The organism is Sulfitobacter sp. F26204 (genome assembly GCF_026410305.1).
Taxonomy (GTDB): Bacteria; Pseudomonadota; Alphaproteobacteria; order Rhodobacterales; family Rhodobacteraceae; genus Sulfitobacter.
The window spans coordinates 181,835-199,855 of the sequence record NZ_JAPMLQ010000001.1 but is presented as its reverse complement, the minus strand read 5'-3'; the positions used below and the strand labels follow the sequence as shown (position 1 = coordinate 199,855).

General features: G+C 59.6%; 18 protein-coding genes and 1 pseudogene. 12 read left to right on the top strand and 7 right to left on the bottom strand.

Annotation, left to right across the window (positions count from 1 at the left end):
- The first annotated feature begins 3 nt into the window (after positions 1-3).
- The 5 genes from cobN to cobJ are packed head-to-tail and all read left to right on the top strand — an operon-like array spanning position 4 to position 6,439.
- On the top strand, positions 4-3,246 hold the full coding sequence (cobN, locus tag OS190_RS00935) for a cobaltochelatase subunit CobN (RefSeq protein WP_267156782.1): 3,243 nt from the start codon (positions 4-6) through the stop codon (positions 3,244-3,246).
- Positions 3,243-4,355 (top strand): precorrin-3B synthase, encoded by a 1,113-nt coding sequence (gene cobG / locus OS190_RS00930; RefSeq protein WP_267156781.1) that lies wholly within the window; start codon positions 3,243-3,245, stop codon positions 4,353-4,355. The genes cobN and cobG overlap by 4 nt, the downstream gene beginning before the upstream one ends.
- A complete protein-coding gene (locus tag OS190_RS00925; protein WP_267156780.1) occupies positions 4,345-4,974 on the top strand; it encodes a precorrin-8X methylmutase in 630 nt (209 codons plus the stop codon). The genes cobG and OS190_RS00925 overlap by 11 nt, the downstream gene beginning before the upstream one ends.
- Positions 4,975-4,976: 2 nt before the next feature.
- Positions 4,977-5,708, top strand: coding sequence for a precorrin-2 C(20)-methyltransferase (cobI, locus tag OS190_RS00920; RefSeq protein WP_267156779.1), 732 nt, complete (start codon positions 4,977-4,979; stop codon positions 5,706-5,708).
- Positions 5,705-6,439 (top strand): precorrin-3B C(17)-methyltransferase, encoded by a 735-nt coding sequence (gene cobJ / locus OS190_RS00915; RefSeq protein ID WP_267156778.1) that lies wholly within the window; start codon positions 5,705-5,707, stop codon positions 6,437-6,439. The genes cobI and cobJ overlap by 4 nt, the downstream gene beginning before the upstream one ends.
- Here the strand turns inward: cobJ and OS190_RS00910 are convergent.
- The gene (locus OS190_RS00910; RefSeq protein WP_267157324.1) at positions 6,415-7,164 is read right to left on the bottom strand and encodes a cobalt-precorrin-6A reductase; all 750 of its coding nucleotides are present in this window, start codon (positions 7,162-7,164) and stop codon (positions 6,415-6,417) included. The genes cobJ and OS190_RS00910 overlap by 25 nt on opposite strands.
- Between OS190_RS00910 and cbiE the strand changes: the two genes are divergently transcribed.
- The 7 genes and pseudogenes from cbiE to cobF all read left to right on the top strand — a co-directional run bounded on the left by cbiE (position 7,163) and on the right by cobF (position 12,591).
- On the top strand, positions 7,163-8,341 hold the full coding sequence (gene cbiE, locus OS190_RS00905; protein WP_267156777.1) for a precorrin-6y C5,15-methyltransferase (decarboxylating) subunit CbiE: 1,179 nt from the start codon (positions 7,163-7,165) through the stop codon (positions 8,339-8,341). The two genes, OS190_RS00910 and cbiE, sit on opposite strands and share 2 nt — an antisense overlap.
- A complete protein-coding gene (locus OS190_RS00900) occupies positions 8,338-8,724 on the top strand; it encodes a cobalamin biosynthesis protein (protein ID WP_267156776.1) in 387 nt (128 codons plus the stop codon). Before cbiE ends, OS190_RS00900 begins: the two co-directional genes overlap by 4 nt.
- A complete protein-coding gene (gene cobM / locus OS190_RS00895; protein WP_267156775.1) occupies positions 8,721-9,506 on the top strand; it encodes a precorrin-4 C(11)-methyltransferase in 786 nt (261 codons plus the stop codon). The genes OS190_RS00900 and cobM overlap by 4 nt, the downstream gene beginning before the upstream one ends.
- Positions 9,503-10,828 carry a cobyrinic acid a,c-diamide synthase CobB gene (locus OS190_RS00890; protein WP_267156774.1) on the top strand — a complete coding sequence of 442 codons (1,326 nt, stop codon included), beginning with the start codon at positions 9,503-9,505 and terminating at the stop codon, positions 10,826-10,828. Before cobM ends, OS190_RS00890 begins: the two co-directional genes overlap by 4 nt.
- Positions 10,825-11,550 (top strand): uroporphyrinogen-III C-methyltransferase, encoded by a 726-nt coding sequence (gene cobA, locus OS190_RS00885; RefSeq protein WP_267156773.1) that lies wholly within the window; start codon positions 10,825-10,827, stop codon positions 11,548-11,550. Before OS190_RS00890 ends, cobA begins: the two co-directional genes overlap by 4 nt.
- Entirely contained in the window at positions 11,547-11,849 is a 303-nt protein-coding gene (locus OS190_RS00880) for a DUF1636 domain-containing protein (protein WP_267156772.1), read from the top strand. The genes cobA and OS190_RS00880 overlap by 4 nt, the downstream gene beginning before the upstream one ends.
- A pseudogene (cobF, locus tag OS190_RS00875) lies at positions 11,850-12,591 on the top strand (precorrin-6A synthase (deacetylating)).
- Positions 12,592-12,674: 83 nt separating this feature from the next.
- On the opposite strand, the gene arfB reads toward cobF, so the two are convergent.
- The 6 genes from arfB to OS190_RS00845 all read right to left on the bottom strand — a co-directional run bounded on the left by arfB (position 12,675) and on the right by OS190_RS00845 (position 17,995).
- Positions 12,675-13,097: an alternative ribosome rescue aminoacyl-tRNA hydrolase ArfB gene (gene arfB / locus OS190_RS00870; RefSeq protein WP_267156771.1), complete on the bottom strand. Its 423-nt coding sequence runs from the start codon at positions 13,095-13,097 to the stop codon at positions 12,675-12,677.
- A gap of 393 nt (positions 13,098-13,490) precedes the next feature.
- Entirely contained in the window at positions 13,491-14,111 is a 621-nt protein-coding gene (locus tag OS190_RS00865; protein ID WP_267156770.1) for a queuosine precursor transporter, read from the bottom strand.
- A gap of 91 nt (positions 14,112-14,202) precedes the next feature.
- The gene (locus tag OS190_RS00860; RefSeq protein ID WP_267156769.1) at positions 14,203-15,099 is read right to left on the bottom strand and encodes an esterase-like activity of phytase family protein; all 897 of its coding nucleotides are present in this window, start codon (positions 15,097-15,099) and stop codon (positions 14,203-14,205) included.
- Complete coding sequence (gene mepA / locus OS190_RS00855) at positions 15,075-16,016, bottom strand: penicillin-insensitive murein endopeptidase (RefSeq protein ID WP_267156768.1); 942 nt, start codon at positions 16,014-16,016, stop codon at positions 15,075-15,077. The genes OS190_RS00860 and mepA overlap by 25 nt, the downstream gene beginning before the upstream one ends.
- A complete protein-coding gene (locus OS190_RS00850; protein ID WP_267156767.1) occupies positions 16,013-17,380 on the bottom strand; it encodes an MFS transporter in 1,368 nt (455 codons plus the stop codon). The genes mepA and OS190_RS00850 overlap by 4 nt, the downstream gene beginning before the upstream one ends.
- A gap of 72 nt (positions 17,381-17,452) precedes the next feature.
- A complete protein-coding gene (locus OS190_RS00845) occupies positions 17,453-17,995 on the bottom strand; it encodes an acyl-CoA thioesterase (RefSeq protein WP_267156766.1) in 543 nt (180 codons plus the stop codon).
- Between the last annotated feature and the right edge of the window lie 26 nt (positions 17,996-18,021).

The window sequence follows — 18,021 nt, the reverse complement described above, 5'->3', positions numbered from 1 at the left end:
TAAATGCACGTTGTCTTCCGCGAAAGCCACGGGTTAGAGGATAGCGAAACCCCCTATGATCCGGGTCAATCTCCCGCTGATCTGGTGGTGCTTTCGTTTTCCGACAGTGACCTCGGCGCTTTCGCGGCAGGCTGGCATCGTGGCGGCGGACCGGCAGGAAAACTGCCGACACTACGCCTGTGCAACCTCACTGCTCTGCGGCACCCGGCCTCAGTAGACAACTATGTTGAACAGACGCTGACAGGGGCCAAAGGCATCCTGATCCGTTTGATCGGGGGCGAAAACTATTGGCCCTACGGCATCATGCAGGTTCAAGACTTTGCCCGCCGTAATAACATTGCTCTCGCTATTTTGCCCGCCGACGGTCGTGAAGATCCGGCGCTTGACCAACATTCGACATTGCCTGTCTCAACCCTGCGACGCCTCTCGCACCTTTGTGATACAGGCGGTGCCGTCGCCGCGCAGGCCGCTCTTGCGCAACTGGCCCTCGCCGCCGGTTTCTATGCTGGCCCGGTCAGTGGCATAAAAACCGTTCCCGCTTGCGGGTGCTACGATCCCGACCTGGGTATTGTGCCGGGCGTCGACACAGGCGAAAATCCGATTTTTGTCACTTTTTATCGCAGCTACCTGACCGCTGCCGATACCGCTCCGGTTGATGCGCTGATCTGTGCTTTGCGTAAACGGGGCTTTGCGGCACTTGGGCTTTTTGTTCCCTCCCTGAAAAACGCAGAAGGCCGCGCTTTCCTTGCCCGAATTCTCTCAGAAACTCCTCCCGCTGCCATCATCAACGCCACCGCTTTTTCCGGACGTGGCGAGGATGGCACTTCTCCGCTGGATGCTCCCGGCTGCCCTGTGTTCCAGGTCGCGCTTTCTACCGCCCGTCACAAGGAATGGGCGTCATCCGAACGTGGCCTTTCTCCTGCCGACCTTGCCATGCACGTTGTTCTGCCTGAGGTCGACGGACGTATCTTTTCAGGTGTTGTCAGTTTCAAAGCCCCCGAAAAAAAAGATCCCTTTCTTGAATATTCACGTTTTTCCCACCGCGCCAACACCGGCCGGGTAGAAGCTGTGGTTGAACGTATTTCAGGCTGGCTCCGCCTTGCGGCCACCGCCCAGAAAGAACGGAAGATCGCGCTTGTTCTTTCCACCTATCCGGGTCGTCCGGATCAGGTCGCCCATGCAGTCGGTCTTGACGCCTTGGCTTCTACCGAAGACATGCTGATGACACTCGCGGGGGCTGGCTACGCTGTGCAACCGGCAATTGGGTTTGGCAAAACGCTTGCAAATGCAACGATCGAATGGCCGTTGACTGCATATGTAGAGGCGCTTGAAACGCTCCCCCCCTCGCTTCAGACGGATCTGAAAATCGCATGGCCGGATGTCTTCGCAGATCCGCTGGTCCGTAACGGGGCTTTCCACTTTCCCGCGCAATCCTGCGGCAATGCCCTTGTCGCCCTGCAACCCGAACGCGGTGCCATTGATCAGCGAGAAACCGATTATCACGATCTCGCCCGCGTGCCGCGCCACGCCTATGTTGCCTTTTACCTTTGGCTTCACGCGCAAGGCCATCATGCGCTGGTTCACATCGGTGCCCATGGCACGCTTGAATGGCTTCCGGGTAAATCCGTGGCGCTTTCGGACAATTGCTGGCCCGAAGCGCTCACCGCCGACCTGCCGGTGATCTATCCGTTCATCGTCAACGATCCGGGCGAAGCCGCACAGGCCAAGCGCCGCATCGGGGCAGTGACGCTTGGCCACCTTCCGCCGCCATTGAAACAAAGCGCTACGCCGGACGGCCTGTTGCAACTGGAACGTTTGCTGGATGAATATTCAACGGCTGACGGGCTCGACCCGGCACGCCGGGACCGTTTGATCGAAACGATCCGCAACGAAGCCCGCGCTGCAGGTGTCGAAAACGATCTCGGCATTGTAGAGGATACCTGCATGGCCGAAGCGATCACCCTGATCGACCGCTTTGTCTGTGACATCAAGGAATCGCAATATGGCGATGGCTTGCACATCTACGGGCTTGGTGATGGTGAGACCGAAGGCCTTCTTGCGGCGCTCGACGGCAAATTCGTCGCACCGGGCCCTTCCGGTTCACCCTACCGGGGCCGGTCTGACGTGCTCCCCACGGGCCGCAATCTATACGCTGTCGATCCGCGCAGCGTTCCGACCCGTGCGGCCTATGCCCAGGGCGTCAAATTGGCCGAGGAACTCGTGCGCCGCCATCTGCAGGACGAAGGTGACTACCCCAAAGGCCTGGTTGTCGACCTATGGGGCAGTGCCACGATGCGCACCGCAGGCGAGGAAGTGGCGATGGCGATGCACCTTGCGGGTCTATCGCCGAAATGGGACGAAGGGTCCGAACGTGTCAGCGGGTTTGAAGTTCTGCCCCTGACCCTGATCAACCGCCCGCGTATTGACGTGACCCTGCGTATTTCCGGTCTGTTCCGCGACGTCTTTCCAGGTCTTTCGCAACTCTTCGAAGCTGGCGCTTTGGCCCTTGCTGAACGCGAAGAAGCGCCCGACATGAACCCCTATCGCACAAAAACACCACGGGTTTTTGGCCCCAAACCAGGTCTCTACGGCATGAACATGGAAGCGGCGATGCTGGATTATTCGCAAGAGGGACGCGCCGCCGCCGGAGAAGCTTGGCTCAAAGCCTCGGAATGGTCGGTTGATGCAAAAGGCGACGCGCATCAGAACCGTGCCGCCCTTGAACGGCGTCTTCAGAAGGCCGATACCTTCGCCCATGTTCAGGATCTTACCGAATCCGACGTGCTGTTGGCCTCTGATTACGCCAGCCACGAGGGCGGATTCGCCGCCGCCATGGCCCACCTCGGCGCGGCCAAACCTGCCATGTACCACGTTGACACAACCAAACTGGATACACCGCGCGCCCGTACCATGGCCGAGGAAATCGCCCGTGTTGTCCGTGCCCGCGCCGCCAATCCCGACTGGGCCAGTGGCATGATGCGCCACGCCTTTCGCGGGGCGGCCGAGATCGCAGCGACGCTCGACAATCTGGCGGCGTTTGCCCATCTTACCCGCGATGTGCCCGCGCATCTGTTTGACCTCTACTATGATGCCACCCTGGGCCGAGCCGATCTTGTCTCTTTCATGGAGGCCGAGAATCCGGACGCCCTGCAGGCGATGCGCGATCGCTTCACCGCGCTGCGTGATGCCGGTCTCTGGATCACGCGGCGCAACTCCATCACCGCAGCAATGGATGCTGCTGAATGAACAGGCCCGAGATAAAGGGATTTTGCCCGGGGGCCCTGCGCCCGATGATGTCCGGGGACGGTCTGGTTGTGCGCATTCGACCTTACAACGGCCGGTTGAGCCATGCCCAGGTCCAGGGCATCGCCGCACTTTCACAGCGCTATGGTAACGGCTTCATCGACCTTTCCAGCCGGGCAAACGTTCAACTGCGCGGTGTAACGCGTGACACCCATGGTGCCTTGATCGAAGGTCTGCGCAGCCTTTCATTGATAGACCCGTCCGAGGCGGTCGAGAGCCGCCGCAACATCATCGTGACTCCATTTGGCGAAACCAATGCCACCTCCCTGACAGAGGCGCTCACCCAGCCTGACGCGCCTGAGCTGCCGCATAAGTTCGGATTTGCCGTCGACACCGGTCCCAAGCCTGTGCTGCAAACCGCCCCCGCTGACATCCGGCTGGAACGTGACGCTACCGGCGGATTGATCCTTGTTGCCGAGGGCATGACCGCAGGCAAACCTGTCGCAGCGAATGAAAGCATTCAAGAGGCCCTCACGCTTGCGCAATGGTTCATGGACACCCGCGGGACACATAACCGCATGGCACAGTTGCTTGCAGACGGTAAATCGCCGCCAGCCGATTTTACCACAGCCCGTCAAACCCAAACCTACCAACCCGCACCTGGTCTTACGCCTCACGGCATGCTTGCCGGTATAGCTTTTGGTCAAATCACGGCGGGGGCGTTTTCAACACTTGGCGACATTCGCCTGACACCCTGGCGCATGATCCTGCTTGAAGGGGTCGAAAACCCGCCGCGCCTTGACGGTCTGATCACAGACCCTGCCGATCCTCTGTTGCGTATCATTGCCTGCACCGGGGCCCCCGGCTGTACTCAGGCGCTGAACCAAACACGCCCTATTGCGCGCAGTATCGCCGCCTACCTGAAACCGTTCCAAACGCTTCACATTTCCGGCTGTGCAAAGGGCTGCGCACATCCAAAACCCGCACCACTGACGCTAACCGCCACGGAAAACGGTTTTGACCTTGTCAAACAGGGCCGCGCAGGCGACACCCCGGCGGCCACTTCGCTCTCCACCGACGACATTATCAAGGCGCTTTCGCATGCCCCATAGCTACATCACCGACGGCACCGAGATATATCGCCAGTCCTTCGCGACCATCCGGTCCGAGGCGAACCTCGCCCGTTTCACCCCGGAAGAGGAAATTGTCGCCGTGCGCATGATCCACGCTGCTGGCATGGTCGGGCTTGAGGAACATGTGCAATTTTCGCCCCAGATGGCGATCAAGGCCCGCGCCGCACTTGAAGACGGTGCATCGATCCTTTGTGATGCCTATATGGTCAGCGAGGGCATCACCCGCAAGCGCCTGCCGCGCGAGAACGAAGTGATCTGCACCCTGCGTGATCCGCGTGTGCCGGATATGGCCGCCGAGATGTCCAACACCCGCTCTGCCGCGGCTCTCGAGCTCTGGCGCCCCCACCTTGCTGGCGCAGTGGTTGCCATCGGCAATGCGCCCACCGCCCTGTTCCACCTGATCAACATGTTGGAAGACCCAGATTGCCCACGCCCCGCGGCGATCATCGGCTGCCCCGTTGGCTTCATCGGGGCAGCGGAATCCAAGGAAGCCCTGATGCAGGATCTGCCAGCCCCTTCGATGATCGTTCAGGGACGCCTTGGGGGATCCGCCATCACCGTTGCAGCGGTGAACGCCCTTGCCAGTAGGGCGGAATAACCATGGGCAGGATCATTTGCGCAGGTCTTGGCCCCGGCGACCCCGAGTTGATGAGTGTGAAATCCGACCGCGCCATTCGCGGAGCCAAACATCTGGCATATTTCCGTAAGAAAGGCCGCGCGGGACAGGCACGCAGGATCGTCGAGGGGATGTTGCGCGGTGATGTGATCGAATACCCGATGGAATACCCTGTCACCACCGAACTGCGTTTCGACAGCGAGGAGTACCGCCAGTTGATGGTGGGTTTTTACGTTGATTGGGCGGACAGGCTGGAGGCATTGGCAAAGACCGAAGAGGTTGTTGTTCTTTGCGAGGGGGATCCGTTTTTCTATGGCTCTTTCATGCATCTGCACACCCGTCTTCAAGGCCGCGCGGAGGTAGAGGTATTGCCCGCAATCCCCGGCATGGTCGGCTGTTGGAATGCTCTAGATACGCCATTCACCTGGGGCGACGATGTGATGACGGTCCTGATGGGAACGCTGCCCGAGGATGATCTGGTCGCGCATATGAAACGCTCTGATGCCTTGGTGGTGATGAAAACCGGACGCAACTTGCCAACCGTCAAACGCGCCCTCGCCGCCGCAGGGCGGCTGGACGATGCGTGGCTGGTTGAAAAGGGCACGATGCCGGATCAACGCACCGCGAAACTGGCCGATGTGGCGGACGACGACTGCCCCTATTTCGCCATCGTGCTTGTCCACGGACAGGGGCGCCGTCCAGAGGCGGCGGAATGACAGGCTGGGTCGCCATCGCCGGTCTGGGGCCAGGCAACGACGCGCTGGTCACGCCAGAGGTCACTGAAACGCTGGCCCAAGCCACCGACATCATCGGCTATATCCCCTATGTCGCCCGCATCGCGCCGCGCGAGGGGCTGAACCTGCATCCCACCGATAATCGTGTCGAACTGGACCGCGCCTTGCATGCCCTGCAACTGGCATCGAACGGTGCCCGCGTCGTTGTGGTTTCATCTGGTGATCCGGGCGTTTTCGCCATGGCGTCTGCCGTTTTCGAAGCGGTCGAGGCGCATATCGAATTTACCGACACAGACATCCGCGTCCTGCCCGGCATTACCGCCATGCTGGCCGCTGCCGCTGCTGCCGGTGCGCCGCTGGGCCATGATTTCTGCGCGATCAACCTCAGCGATAACCTCAAGCCATGGGAGGTGATCGAACACCGTTTACGCATGGCGGCCCGTGGTGATTTCGCGATGGCGTTCTACAATCCGCGCTCCAAATCCCGCCCGCACGGGTTTGAAAAAACACTTGAGCTGCTGCGCGAGGAATGCGGCCCCGACCGCCTGATCACATTTGCCCGCGCCGTCAGCAAGCCGGATCAGAGATTGGTCACGGTGACGCTGGCCGAAGCCACGCCAGAGATGGCCGACATGCAAACAGTAGTCATCGTCGGAAGTTCAACGACCCGATGTATAGGCCGGTATGTCTATACACCCCGGTCGGCCACATGATCGAGCCAATGCAAGGCCTCGTCAATGGTTCCCGCGACGCGACTGCCCGGTACCGCCGGACGCTGCGCCATCAAAACCGGCAAGCCCAGTTTTCGCGCCGCGTCCAGTTTAGCCCGGGCACCCGCCCCGCCGCTGTTCTTGGCCACGACATGGGTGATGGCATATCTGCGCAACAACGCCAGATCACCGGCCAGATCAAAAGGCCCGCGTGCGATTTCGACCTGCACCTTGGGCAGGGGCAATGCGCCCGCCGGAGTGTCCACCAACCGCAGCACATAATGATGCTGCGGGTAATGCGCAAACTGCCCGATCTGCTGTTTTCCGATGGCCAGAAACACCCGCGCCGGAGCTTGAGGCAAGGCAGGCGGAATGGCCGCTATGGTGTCAAAGAATCGCCAGTCATCTGCGGCCTGCGGCTGCCAGGCCTCGCGCTCCAACCGGATAAGAGGGATATGGATTTTGGCACAGGCTGCAAATGCATTCCGGCTCATCCCGGCCGCAAAGGGATGTGTGGCATCCACAACATGCGTGATACCCTGTTCCTGCATATAGGTGATCAATCCGGTGACACCGCCAAAACCGCCAACCCGCGTGGGCAGGGGTTGCGCAACGGGTCTGGCAGTGCGGCCCGCATAGGAAAATACAGACGCCACTTGTGTTCGGGCCAGCGCTTGCGCCATCAAACTGGCTTCTGTTGTACCGCCCAGCAAAAGGACACGCATGATGGCTGATCCCTGGCTCACACTCATTGGAATGCCGGACGATACCGCAGCGCAGCTGCCGCCTGCAAGCCGTGCCGTAATTGATGCAGCCGAAGTGATCTTTGGCGGTCCCCGCCATCTCGAACTGGTCAGTGCTGGCGAGCGTGGCCAGCCCTGGCCAGTCCCCTTCAGTGTCGAACCCGTGCTTGAAGCCAAAGGCAAACGGGTGGCTGTCCTGGCTTCAGGCGATCCCTTTTGGTTCGGGGTTGGTGGCAGCCTTGCGGCGCATCTCGACCCTGCAGACTGGGTCGTCCTGCCCGCCCCGTCCACCTTCTGCCTCGTCGCGGGTGCGCTTGGCTGGCGGATGGAAGAAGTCACCTGTCATGGTCTGCACGCAGCTCCTTTTGCGCTGCTGCGTCGCGCACTCAGCCCCTTGGGTAAAATGATCTGCCTCGTCCGCGACGGTGCTGCCCCCGCTGCCCTTGCCGATTGGCTGACGGCGCAAGGGGCAGGTGCAGCTTCCTTGACCGTCTGCGAGAACATGGGCGGACCGCGCCAACGCATCCGCAACACCACGGCCGCATCATTCGATCTGACAGAGGTGGCCGCCCCCGTTGCAGTTGCGGTCATGCTCCCCGGTGATGTCGGATTGTCACGCGCCTCAGGCCTGCCAGATACCGCGTTTGCGCATGACGGGCAGATCACCAAACGTCCCATACGCGCATTGACCCTTTCCGCCCTCGCACCGCGCCAGGGTGAAACCCTTTGGGACATTGGTGCAGGCTCCGGCTCGGTCTCGGTCGAATGGTGCCTCGCAGGGGGCCACGCCACCGCCTTTGAAATCAGGGCGGACCGCGTCGTCAACATCAGGCGCAACATCGACGCTTTCGGCATCGGCCAGCGTATGCAGGTGGTCGAAGGAGCCTCCATCGAGACACTCCGGAACCGGCCGGTACCCGACGCCGTATTTGTTGGAGGTGGGGGAACAGCGGTACTTTTCGAGCAACTGATTCAGCTTCCCGCAGGCACCCGTTTGGTCGCCAATGGTGTCACGCTGGAAACCGAAACGCTGCTCTTGAACCTGCACGCCCGTCACGGTGGAAATTTGATGCGGTTTGAGATCGCGCAGGCACAGCCTCTCGGGGCGTTGCGCGGTTGGACCCCCTCGCGCCCATTGGTGCAGTGGAGCGTTACCCTATGATCATCATGGGAATCGGTTTTCGTGCAGCTGCCGACCTGGCCAGCCTGCAAGATGCCATGCGACTGGCGCTGGAAAGTTCGGGTAATCAAATGGTCGACGCTCTGGTCACAGAGGCTGCAAAATCCCGCGAAAAGGTGTTTCGCGAACTGGCGCAGCTTATGGGGCTACCCGGTCTCGGTGTCACGCAAAGCAACCTTGCGCAAATGATAACCCCCACCCAATCACAGCGCATTCAAGACCGGTTCGGCACCGGATCCCTGGCCGAAGCCGCAGCTCTTGTCGCGGCTGGCCCTGATGCGCTGCTTCTTGCACCGCGTGTCGTCTCGGGCGATGGTAAGGCGACAGCCGCCATTGCACAAAGCCTCAAGGAATCCCAATCATGACCGTCCATTTTATCGGCGCAGGTCCCGGTGCACCCGATCTGATCACACTGCGGGGTCGTGACCTGATCGCGGCCTGTCCGGTGTGCCTATACGCAGGGTCCCTCGTGCCCGAAGCGCTGCTTGCCCATTGCCCCGAAGATGCCCGAATCATCAACACCGCCCGCATGTCACTGGACGAGATCATGGAAGAAATCGCCACCGCCCATGCGGCAGGACATGACATCGCACGGCTGCATTCCGGTGATCTGTCGGTATGGTCTGCAATGGGTGAACAACTGCGCCGGTTGCGGGGGCTGGACATCCCATATGACGTGACCCCTGGTGTTCCGTCCTTTGCTGCCGCTGCTGCAGCGCTGAATGCGGAACTGACGCTTCCGGGTGTTGTGCAATCTGTGGTCCTGACCCGTACCTCTGGTCGCGCAACGGCAATGCCAGAAAGCGAAGCACTTGAAAATTTCGCCAGAACAGGTGCGACCCTTGCCATCCATCTGTCCGTTCACGTGCTTGAAAAAGTGATCCGCGATCTCACCCCGCATTACGGCGGCGCATGCCCCGTTGCTGTTGTCTGGCGCGCCAGTTGGCCGGATCAGCGCATTGTAAAGGCCACGCTCGAAACCTTGCAAACCGCGATCGGTGCCGAGATGGAGCGCACCGCGTTGATACTGGTTGGTCATGCCATCGGTGCAGATGATTTTGGCGAAAGCAGGTTATACGCTGGTGATTACGACCGTCGTTTCCGTCCTGTCGGCACGTCCCCCCGCTTTCCGGAGACCGCAGAATGATCCCCCCTGGATTGATGATTTCGGCCCCATCCTCCGGCACGGGCAAGACAACGCTGATGTTGGGGTTGCTTGCGGCTTTTCGGGCGCAGGGTGTCATGGTGCAACCGTTCAAAAGCGGCCCTGACTACATTGATCCTGCCTTTCATACCGCTGCCTCGGGCCGTGCGTCTTTCAACGTAGACAGCTGGTCCATGGACCTCACCGTGATCAACGGTTTGGTCGGCAACGCTGCGGGGGCCGATCTGATACTCGCCGAAGGATCAATGGGTCTGTTTGACGGTGTTGCGATCCCCGGCGCCTGCGGAAATGGGGCCAGCGCAGATATTGCGGCGCAGATGGGATGGCCTGTCGTACTGGTTCTCGATGTCTCAGGCGCAGCCCAGTCGGTCGCGGCGACCGCGCTTGGGTTCAGTCAGATGCGGCCCGATGTCCAACTTGCCGGTGTGGTGCTGAACCGGGTCGCATCACCCCGCCACGAAGCGCTGGTGCGTGTCGGCATGGATGCGGTTGGCATAAAGGTTCTGGGATCGTTGCCGCGCCGAAAGGAGATCGAGATGCCGGAACGGCATCTTGGACTTGTGCAGGCCGGCGAACAGGAAAACCTGCCAGAACTCCTGGCTCAGGCAGCGGCCTTTGTTTCGGAACATGTGGATCTGGAGGCATTGCGCGCTGCGGCTGACGGCACCTTGCAGGATGCCCCGCCCCCGGCAAGGGTGATTCCACCGGGGATGCGCATCGCTTTGGCCCAGGATGATGCATTTGCCTTTGTCTATCCGCACCTGATGGCCGGCTGGCGCGCAGCAGGCGCCGAAATCCTGCCGTTCTCACCGCTCGGCGACGCTGCTCCGGACCCAAGCGCCGACGTCTGCTGGCTGCCCGGTGGCTATCCCGAATTGCACGCGGGAAAATTGGCCGCCGCGGAAAATTTCCGCAGGGGAGTCCAGGATTTTGCCCGAACCAAACCGGTTCACGGCGAATGTGGTGGATATATGGCGATGGGTGCTGGACTGGTCGACAAGGACGGGCAGCGGCATGAAATGGCCGGCCTTCTGGGACTTGAGACTTCGTTCGAGAAACGCAAGTTCCACTTGGGGTATCGCAAAGCAACCCTGAACGCGGCGATGCCCGGCTTTGCCGCAGAGACACGTTTGCGCGGCCATGAATTCCATTATGCGTCCATCCTTGCCGAACCTGATGCGCCCCTGGCCAAGATCACCGACAGCAACGGACTTGATGTTGCGGAAACCGGATCGGTCCGCCAGTTTGAAGACGGAGGCTGCGCAACAGGAACGTTTTTCCATATGATCGGCCAGGGCGCATGAGCGGGTACGTGTCCTTTGTATCTTCTGGTCCCGGCGATCCCGAGTTGCTGACCGTGAAAGCGGTTGACCGGTTGCAAAATGCCGATGTCGTGTTGTTTGATGACCTGAGCGCAGGACCGATCCTGGAACATGCTGGGCCCGAAACCGATCTGATCGGTGTGGGAAAGCGGGCTGGACGGGCCTCGCCCAAGCAACACCATGTCAGTCAGGTTCTGGTCGATCACGCCAAGGAAGGGTTGCGTGTTGTGCGTTTGAAATCCGGCGACAGTGGCCTGTTCGGGCGGCTTGAGGAAGAAATTAACGCATTGCAAGCGGCCGGAATCCAGTTCGAGATTATCCCTGGTGTGACCTCTGCCTCTGCTGCCGCTGCGACCGCTGGCATTCCTTTGACACGTCGTCTTACGGCGCGGCGGGTGCAATTCATCACCGGTGCCGATGTCACGGGCGAATTGCCAGCGGATGTGAACATGGCCGCTCTTGCCGACCCACTTGCGACAACCGTAGTCTATATGGGCAAACGTACCTTTCCCGGACTGGTGGCGCGGTTGATCGCAGAAGGTCTGCCCGCCGATACCCCCGCGATTTTGGCCGAAGCGGTTTCGACTCCGGCTGAAAAAGTGACCCGATTTACGATTGAAAGCCTTGGCAACCATCTGGAAACAAGCAGCAGTACCACGCCTGCGCTGATCTTGTTCGGTCCGCTTATGGAGCCTGGAGCATGAAGGTACTGGTCTGCACCTCATGCGCGGGCAATGACGATTTTGTCAAGGTCATCCAAGAGGGTATGCCGGACCTCGCGGTTGAGCCGGTTGAGTGCATGTCGGGTTGCAAAAATGCACAGACGGTGGCGTTTCGCGCTTCGGGAAAGGTAGCTTACCTGTTCGGCAACCTCACCCGAAACGATCTGAGCGCGCTGCAAAACTTTGCAAGGCTTTATGCCGCCTCACCGGACGGCACGTTTGTTGACGCGCGTGTGCTGGGGAATTTGCGCACCAAAGCCATCGCACGGATACCGGGATAGATCATGCAACTGACGTTGATAGGCATTGGCACCGGAAATCCCGAACATCTGACGTTGCAGGCAATCCGCGCAATCAATGCACAGGACCTGATCCTGATTCCGCGCAAGGGTGCGGGAAAGGCCGATCTTGCTGAATTGCGCCGTACGATCTGCGATGAGGTGCTGACCGATACTCGAACGCGCATTGTTGAATTTGAATTACCGGTGCGCGATGAAGCTACAGCCGATTACAAGCAGCGCGTGGATGATTGGCATGATGCCATTGCCAAGACCTGGCAGCAGGCGATGGCGGGGCATCAGGCCGAAAAGGTGGCGCTACTGGTCTGGGGGGATCCGTCGCTCTATGACAGTACGCTGCGCATTGCGGCAAGGTTGACCCCCCCCCCAGATCGAAGTAATCCCCGGCATCACATCGTTGCAGGCATTAACCGCCGCTCATGCGCTCCCCGTCAACGAAATCGGCGCGCCGTTTCTTGTGACCACCGGACGGCGGTTGCGGGATGAGGGCTGGCCAGAAGGGGTTGATACGATTGTTGTGATGCTGGATGGAGACTACGCCTTTCAGGAACTGCCGCCCCGTGGCCTGCACATCTGGTGGGGTGCCTATGTTGGCATGCAGGAACAGATCATCCGTGAAGGGCCCCTGGACGAAGTCGGCGCCAGGATCATCGAGATACGAGCCAAGGCGCGGTCAGATCACGGTTGGATCATGGACATCTATATTCTGCGCCGCACGGCCTGAGATTTGTCCCCGCGAGGCAAAGTGAATAAAATCATGACGATAGTTGTTAAAGTGTTGAAATAGCACGCAAAGACCAGCAGAATCTAGGATTCTGGATCAACCTTTCCGCGCATCGCCTTGACATCACCACGCAGTTTCTTTGCCTTGAGGCGCCGCTTTTTGGAGCCCAGTGTCGGGCGGGTTGCGATCCGCCGTTTGGGGGGGGTCAGGGCCTGTTTGATCAACGCAGCCAGACGTTCGCGTGCAATGTCGCGGTTGCGGGCCTGGCTGCGGGTTTCGTCACATTGAATGACCAGGGCACCTTCGTTGGTCCAGCGCCGGCCTGCCAAACGCCGCAACCGGGTCTTGACGGGTGCGGACAGGGAGGGCGAACTCTCGGCCTCGAACCGTAATTCGACAGCCGAGGACACCTTGTTGACATTCTGGCCACCTGGCCCTGATGCACGCACGAACTGTTCCGTCAGCTCCCAGTCGTGAATGTTGATGGTATCGGTAATATGAAGCATGGGCCCTTTGTTGCATTCTGCCGATCCAAGGTCAAAATCCGCCTTGGGCCGGGAAGCACAATGGGCCGCTCCGTTGCCGGAGCGGCCCAAACGAATGGCTTGAGGAGGGGATCGGTTAGACCGGGATCCACTCGGGATGATCACCCGTCAGGGGCTGCCCTAACAGGATTCCTCCCAAGCTGTTCCGACACCTCGCTCCAGTACCTTTCCTGACACTAGATCACCTCCTTTGCATTTGTTGAACTCACCTTGAAACGTTGCACAGGTTTGTCAAATCGCAAAGTGAATTTTTGCCGCACCTGTAGATTATCGCGTAGGCAGATTCGCAAGTTGTTGTTTTATTGGGGCTCTGCCCCAAACCCCGCGGTATTTAAGGCCATAAAGAGAGTGGTTTCAGTTGGAGCGCCTCAAGCGGGTGGTGATCAGGCGAAACGGGATCAAGGCCAGTATCGCGATGCTGAGTTTCACGGCCCAGTCCGCAACCGCAAGCGATACCCAGAGTGGGGCGACGGGTCCGGTACCAAGCAGGGGCAGGGTCTCTGCCGCCCAACTGACATCCGTGGCGCGGTGGATGAAACTGAAACTCGCGGAAAAAGCGATGGAAAAAAACAGCATCGTGTCGATCAGGCTGCCGATCAGGGTGCTGACCAACGGTGCCCGCCACCAGCTGCCGCCACGCAATGCGGCAAAGATGCCGATGTCGACCAATTGCGCCACCAGAAAAGCCAGCCCTGACGCGATCGCAATGCGCCATGTGACCAATGGGCCGAATGCGCCGGTGATCTGTGTGCCGATCAGGGAACAGACCAGACCGGCCAGGAACCCGGCCAGCACAACACGACGGGCCGCCGCTGCTCCGTAAACTCGGTTCATCACATCGGTGACCAGAAAGGCCAGAGGATAGGTGAAGGCACCCAGCGTCAACCATTGACCGTAAAGGAATTGAACAAGGATATTCGAGGCCACGACGATGGTAGCCATGGCAAGGATGCCGGGAAGCGTTTTGTATGTCATAATCTGAACCGTTTTGTGCAAGGGTGCGGCGACTTGGCCTGCGGCTATCGCAGACAGGGGCGCTTTAGGCTTTAGTGGGGCCGGGCGCAAGTCATTCCGTTAACAGGAACTCGACGATCTGGGTGGCCTGGAGCGAGAAAAAGTTGTCATCCGAGATCAATGTCAGACGGGTTCGGCCATTGCTGTCTTGCCAAACACTTAGGGATTCCAGATTGTCATAGGTCGCAGGCAGGCTGCTGAGCAGGGTCACAGAGGGTGCGGGTGTTCGGTTCAGATCAAAACGCCGGATCTGGCTGCGGAATCCCAATGGGGTGATGGCGCGTTCGAGCAGGTAGAGATAGCCGTGGCTGTCGATGTCCGCGCCCACCGGGCGGAAACCGCCGCTGGCCTCAAGATTATCGACGATGCGCCAGGCGCCGTGATCAAAGGCGTAAAGCGGCAGTTTATCGGGAACACTTGCCCGGCTTTCGGCCAGGGTGAAAAGCCGCCCGTCTGGATGTATCGCCAGCGCTTCCAGGCCGGAGTTTGTCGAAAAGTCGGCAAAATCCGCATGATCGGGCAGGCGCGTCGTTCTGCCGGTGATCAGGTTCAGCCTGGCAACACGGTGGCGAAATTCAAACGAGACAAAGGCCCTGCCATCGCTGGCGATAGCAAGGCCTTCGGCATCGCGAAAGGCACCCTGCAGCGGAGCACCATTTGCATTGCGCAGGGTGACCTGTGACAGCAGCTGGATGCTTGTGATCTTGTCATGCTCCCGGAACAGGCGGGCCTGGGCCAGCGTGCCCCGGTCTGACAACAAATACAGGGTTTCCCCATTGTCGTTGGTCTCGATGCCAGAGAAACCGCCGAACCAGGCATGGGGCAGTTTCCAGACAACATTGGAGGTTTGCACCAGCGTCAGTTTCGACTGCCCAGGCAAGTAGCTGCCCCAGAGAGCAAGGCCGATGGCAAGAACAAGATGTTTCAGTTCTCCAGCACCGCTTTGCATTGTGCGGGTAGATCGGCCAAGAGCAGCTCGCGCCGCGGCGGCTTGGGCTTGGCGTTGGGATCCTTTGGCTTGGGCGGGGGCGGGTTCAGGATGTCGCGTTGCCATTTGCGCGCATCGGCACAGCCGTCACCGGCGTGGGGCGGGCTTTGGTTCACGCAGCCGCTGGCCCCTTTGGGGCATTTCAGGCGTACATGGAAATGATAGTGGTGCCCGTACCAAGGCCGGATCTTGTTCAACCAGCTTCGGTCGCCGTTTTCGTCGGCGCACATTTGTACCTTGGCACCGGGAAAGACAAAGATGCGTGCGGTGCGCGGATCCTTGGCAGCGGCCTTGAGAATATTGTGATGCGCAGCCGTCCAGGAGCTGTTCACATAGGCTCCCCTGGATTTGCGCATGGAAATGGACGAGATGTTCTCGCGTTGCTTCTGGCTGAGGTTCAGTGATTTCGGCGGTAACATCCAGATGTCCGCATCAAGGCCGATCTGGTGACTGCGATGCCCTGTCAGCATCGGCCCGCCCCGGGGCTGGCTCATGTCCCCGACATAAAGACCCTCCCAACCGGGTTGGGTCGCAGCGAACGCCGACAGTTTCTTGACAAAATCTATCGTTTCAGGATGGGCCCAGTTGCGGTTGCGCGACAGCCGCATCGCCTGCCATGTCGGGCCGGTTTCGGGCAGTTGCGCCCCACCGGCCATGCAGCCTTTGGCGTAGCTGCCGAAGGCGGCAGAGGATTGTCGCGATGGCCCGGACTTGACGCCAAACAGCTTTTTCGCCTGCACATTGCTTAACGCGCCGCCGGAAGATCCAATGGTTGGCAGAACCTGTCTGGCACCACTGATGTCGCGCTCCCCGCCACCACCACAGGAGGCGAGCGCAAGACCGAGGGCGGCACAGGTCAGTATGCGGGAAAGGATCATTTTGCAGTATCTCCGTCTCGTTTCACCCATGCTAACAGGATCAGACCCAAGAGAAACAAAAATATGACCGGTGAAATGCCAATCCGTGCGCTGCCCGAGAGTGTGGTAGCAATGCCGATCAGAATAGGCGCAAGGAATGCCGTAGCGCGCCCGGAGAGGCCGTAGAGGCCAAAATACTCGGTTGAGTTTTCCTCAGAGCAGTGGCGCACCATGAGAGAGCGGCTGGAGGCCTGTAAAATACCGCCGAAACCGCCGATCAACACACCGCAGACCATGAATATCAGGTTCGGGGTGTTGGTTCCGGTGGCAAGTTCCATGCCGTAGATGCTGTTGGGGGTAAGATTGACGATGGTCAGACAGATGAACATCAAGACCCAGATCGAGACCAGGATCACCGGTTTTGGGCCAAAGCGACGGTCGGCAAAGCCGCCCAGAAAGCTGAAGACCGACGCACCCAGCGCGGCAACAACACCAAAAGCTCCGATTTGCGCAACTTCCCAATCCAGCACCAGATTGGCATAGACCCCGCCAAAGGCATAAAGCCCGTTGAGTCCGTCACGGTAGAACATCGATGAAACCAGAAAGAAGCCGAGACTCTTGCGGTGAACCAGACCTTTGATCGAGGTGACGACACTGCCCACGGCTGCGGAAAAGCTTGCGCGGAGATGGCTGGTATGAACCTCGCGTACCCACAAGAAGTAGGGGATCATGAAAACCACATACCAAAGCGCGGTGATGGGGCCGGTCAGACGGGTCCCTTCACGCGCTGCAGCGTCCAACCCAAGGGCTGGATCAAACCCAAGCAGCGTCTTGCCGTCACCCTGTTCCACAACAAAGCCGAGGACCAGAATCAAACAGACCAGACCGCCGAGATAACCAAAGGCGAAACCGGAGCCGGAAATCTTGCCGATTTCTTCCTTTGTTCCCAACCCGGGCAGTTGTGAATTGATGAAAATAAGAGCGTATTCCCCGCCGATGAAACCGAGGCCAAATGCCGCAAGCATCCAGTAAAGATTGCCAGCCGCAGGATCGGTGAACCACAACAGCGAGGCACCGGCGACATACATCGCGCTAAAGACGATGATCCAGGGCATCTTGCGCCCCGTGCTGTCGGCCATTGCACCGAATATGGGCGCGGCCAGGGCGATGATGATGCCATAGGTTGCGGTGCTCCAGGCCCATGTTGCCTGAGCACGGGCGTCGGCGGCACCTTCTTCGAGACCCATACCCAGAAAATAGCTTGCCGCGATTGCGGCAAAGAACGGGCCGAAGATAAAGGTGTTCAGGACTGTATGATACGGCTGGCTGGCCCAATCGAAAAAGTACCAGCCCCAAATGCGTTTGCGCGCGGAAATCTCTGCCATCTGCTGTCCCCATAGCGTTTGCTCTGGTAAAACAGGCGGACCGCGTTCGCGCAAGCAAAGACTGTCGTTGCTTCAACTGTCCTGCATCGGCGGCCAGGCGCGTTTGTCTTCGGCGAGGCACCATGCCTTGACCCAGTCCGGCATTTCAGGCGAAGCTTCCTCCCGGCCCATGGCCAACAGGACCTTTCGCGGGTCGACGAGTCCGTTCTTGTCCGTCACCGCCGCCCGAAACATCACATGGCTGGCGCATTCGCCGTTTCTCTTCCACATGCTTTGCTCAAGATAGATGAACCTGTCGTCCCAGCAATTGGCACGGCTGCGCATTTCGAATCGTTCAAAGCCAAAGATCCGCCGGCGGAAACGGGTTGATGATCCGGCGATCGTCAGCCCCCATTTTTCGCGTCGCAATGTGGCAATCAGTCCGGCCCGCTGTGCCATGGCAGTACGCCCAATGTCATAAAGCGACATGGCGCGGCCATTGTTCAACTCAAGAAAGAAGTCCAGATCGTGAGGCCAGCAAATATGCCGGCTGACGTGCGTATCAGTCAGGGTATCGAAACGGGGTTGGCGGCTGGCGAGCCAGACATCCTTGAGGACACGAAAGAACGGGAACATAACTGCGGTCTCCTTTGCCCTACTCA

Bases quoted from the DNA above. Each gene is read 5' to 3' on its own strand.
- cobN (WP_267156782.1), top strand. From the start codon at position 4: ATGCACGTTGTCTTCCGCGAAAGCCACGGGTTAGAGGATAGCGAAACC.
- cobG (WP_267156781.1), top strand. From the start codon at position 3,243: ATGAACAGGCCCGAGATAAAGGGATTTTGCCCGGGGGCCCTGCGCCCG.
- OS190_RS00925 (WP_267156780.1), top strand. From the start codon at position 4,345: ATGCCCCATAGCTACATCACCGACGGCACCGAGATATATCGCCAGTCC.
- cobI (WP_267156779.1), top strand. From the start codon at position 4,977: ATGGGCAGGATCATTTGCGCAGGTCTTGGCCCCGGCGACCCCGAGTTG.
- cobJ (WP_267156778.1), top strand. From the start codon at position 5,705: ATGACAGGCTGGGTCGCCATCGCCGGTCTGGGGCCAGGCAACGACGCG.
- cbiE (WP_267156777.1), top strand. From the start codon at position 7,163: ATGGCTGATCCCTGGCTCACACTCATTGGAATGCCGGACGATACCGCA.
- OS190_RS00900 (WP_267156776.1), top strand. From the start codon at position 8,338: ATGATCATCATGGGAATCGGTTTTCGTGCAGCTGCCGACCTGGCCAGC.
- cobM (WP_267156775.1), top strand. From the start codon at position 8,721: ATGACCGTCCATTTTATCGGCGCAGGTCCCGGTGCACCCGATCTGATC.
- OS190_RS00890 (WP_267156774.1), top strand. From the start codon at position 9,503: ATGATCCCCCCTGGATTGATGATTTCGGCCCCATCCTCCGGCACGGGC.
- cobA (WP_267156773.1), top strand. From the start codon at position 10,825: ATGAGCGGGTACGTGTCCTTTGTATCTTCTGGTCCCGGCGATCCCGAG.
- OS190_RS00880 (WP_267156772.1), top strand. From the start codon at position 11,547: ATGAAGGTACTGGTCTGCACCTCATGCGCGGGCAATGACGATTTTGTC.
- arfB (WP_267156771.1), bottom strand. From the start codon at position 13,097: ATGCTTCATATTACCGATACCATCAACATTCACGACTGGGAGCTGACG.
- OS190_RS00865 (WP_267156770.1), bottom strand. From the start codon at position 14,111: ATGACATACAAAACGCTTCCCGGCATCCTTGCCATGGCTACCATCGTC.
- OS190_RS00860 (WP_267156769.1), bottom strand. From the start codon at position 15,099: ATGCAAAGCGGTGCTGGAGAACTGAAACATCTTGTTCTTGCCATCGGC.
- mepA (WP_267156768.1), bottom strand. From the start codon at position 16,016: ATGATCCTTTCCCGCATACTGACCTGTGCCGCCCTCGGTCTTGCGCTC.
- OS190_RS00850 (WP_267156767.1), bottom strand. From the start codon at position 17,380: ATGGCAGAGATTTCCGCGCGCAAACGCATTTGGGGCTGGTACTTTTTC.
- OS190_RS00845 (WP_267156766.1), bottom strand. From the start codon at position 17,995: ATGTTCCCGTTCTTTCGTGTCCTCAAGGATGTCTGGCTCGCCAGCCGC.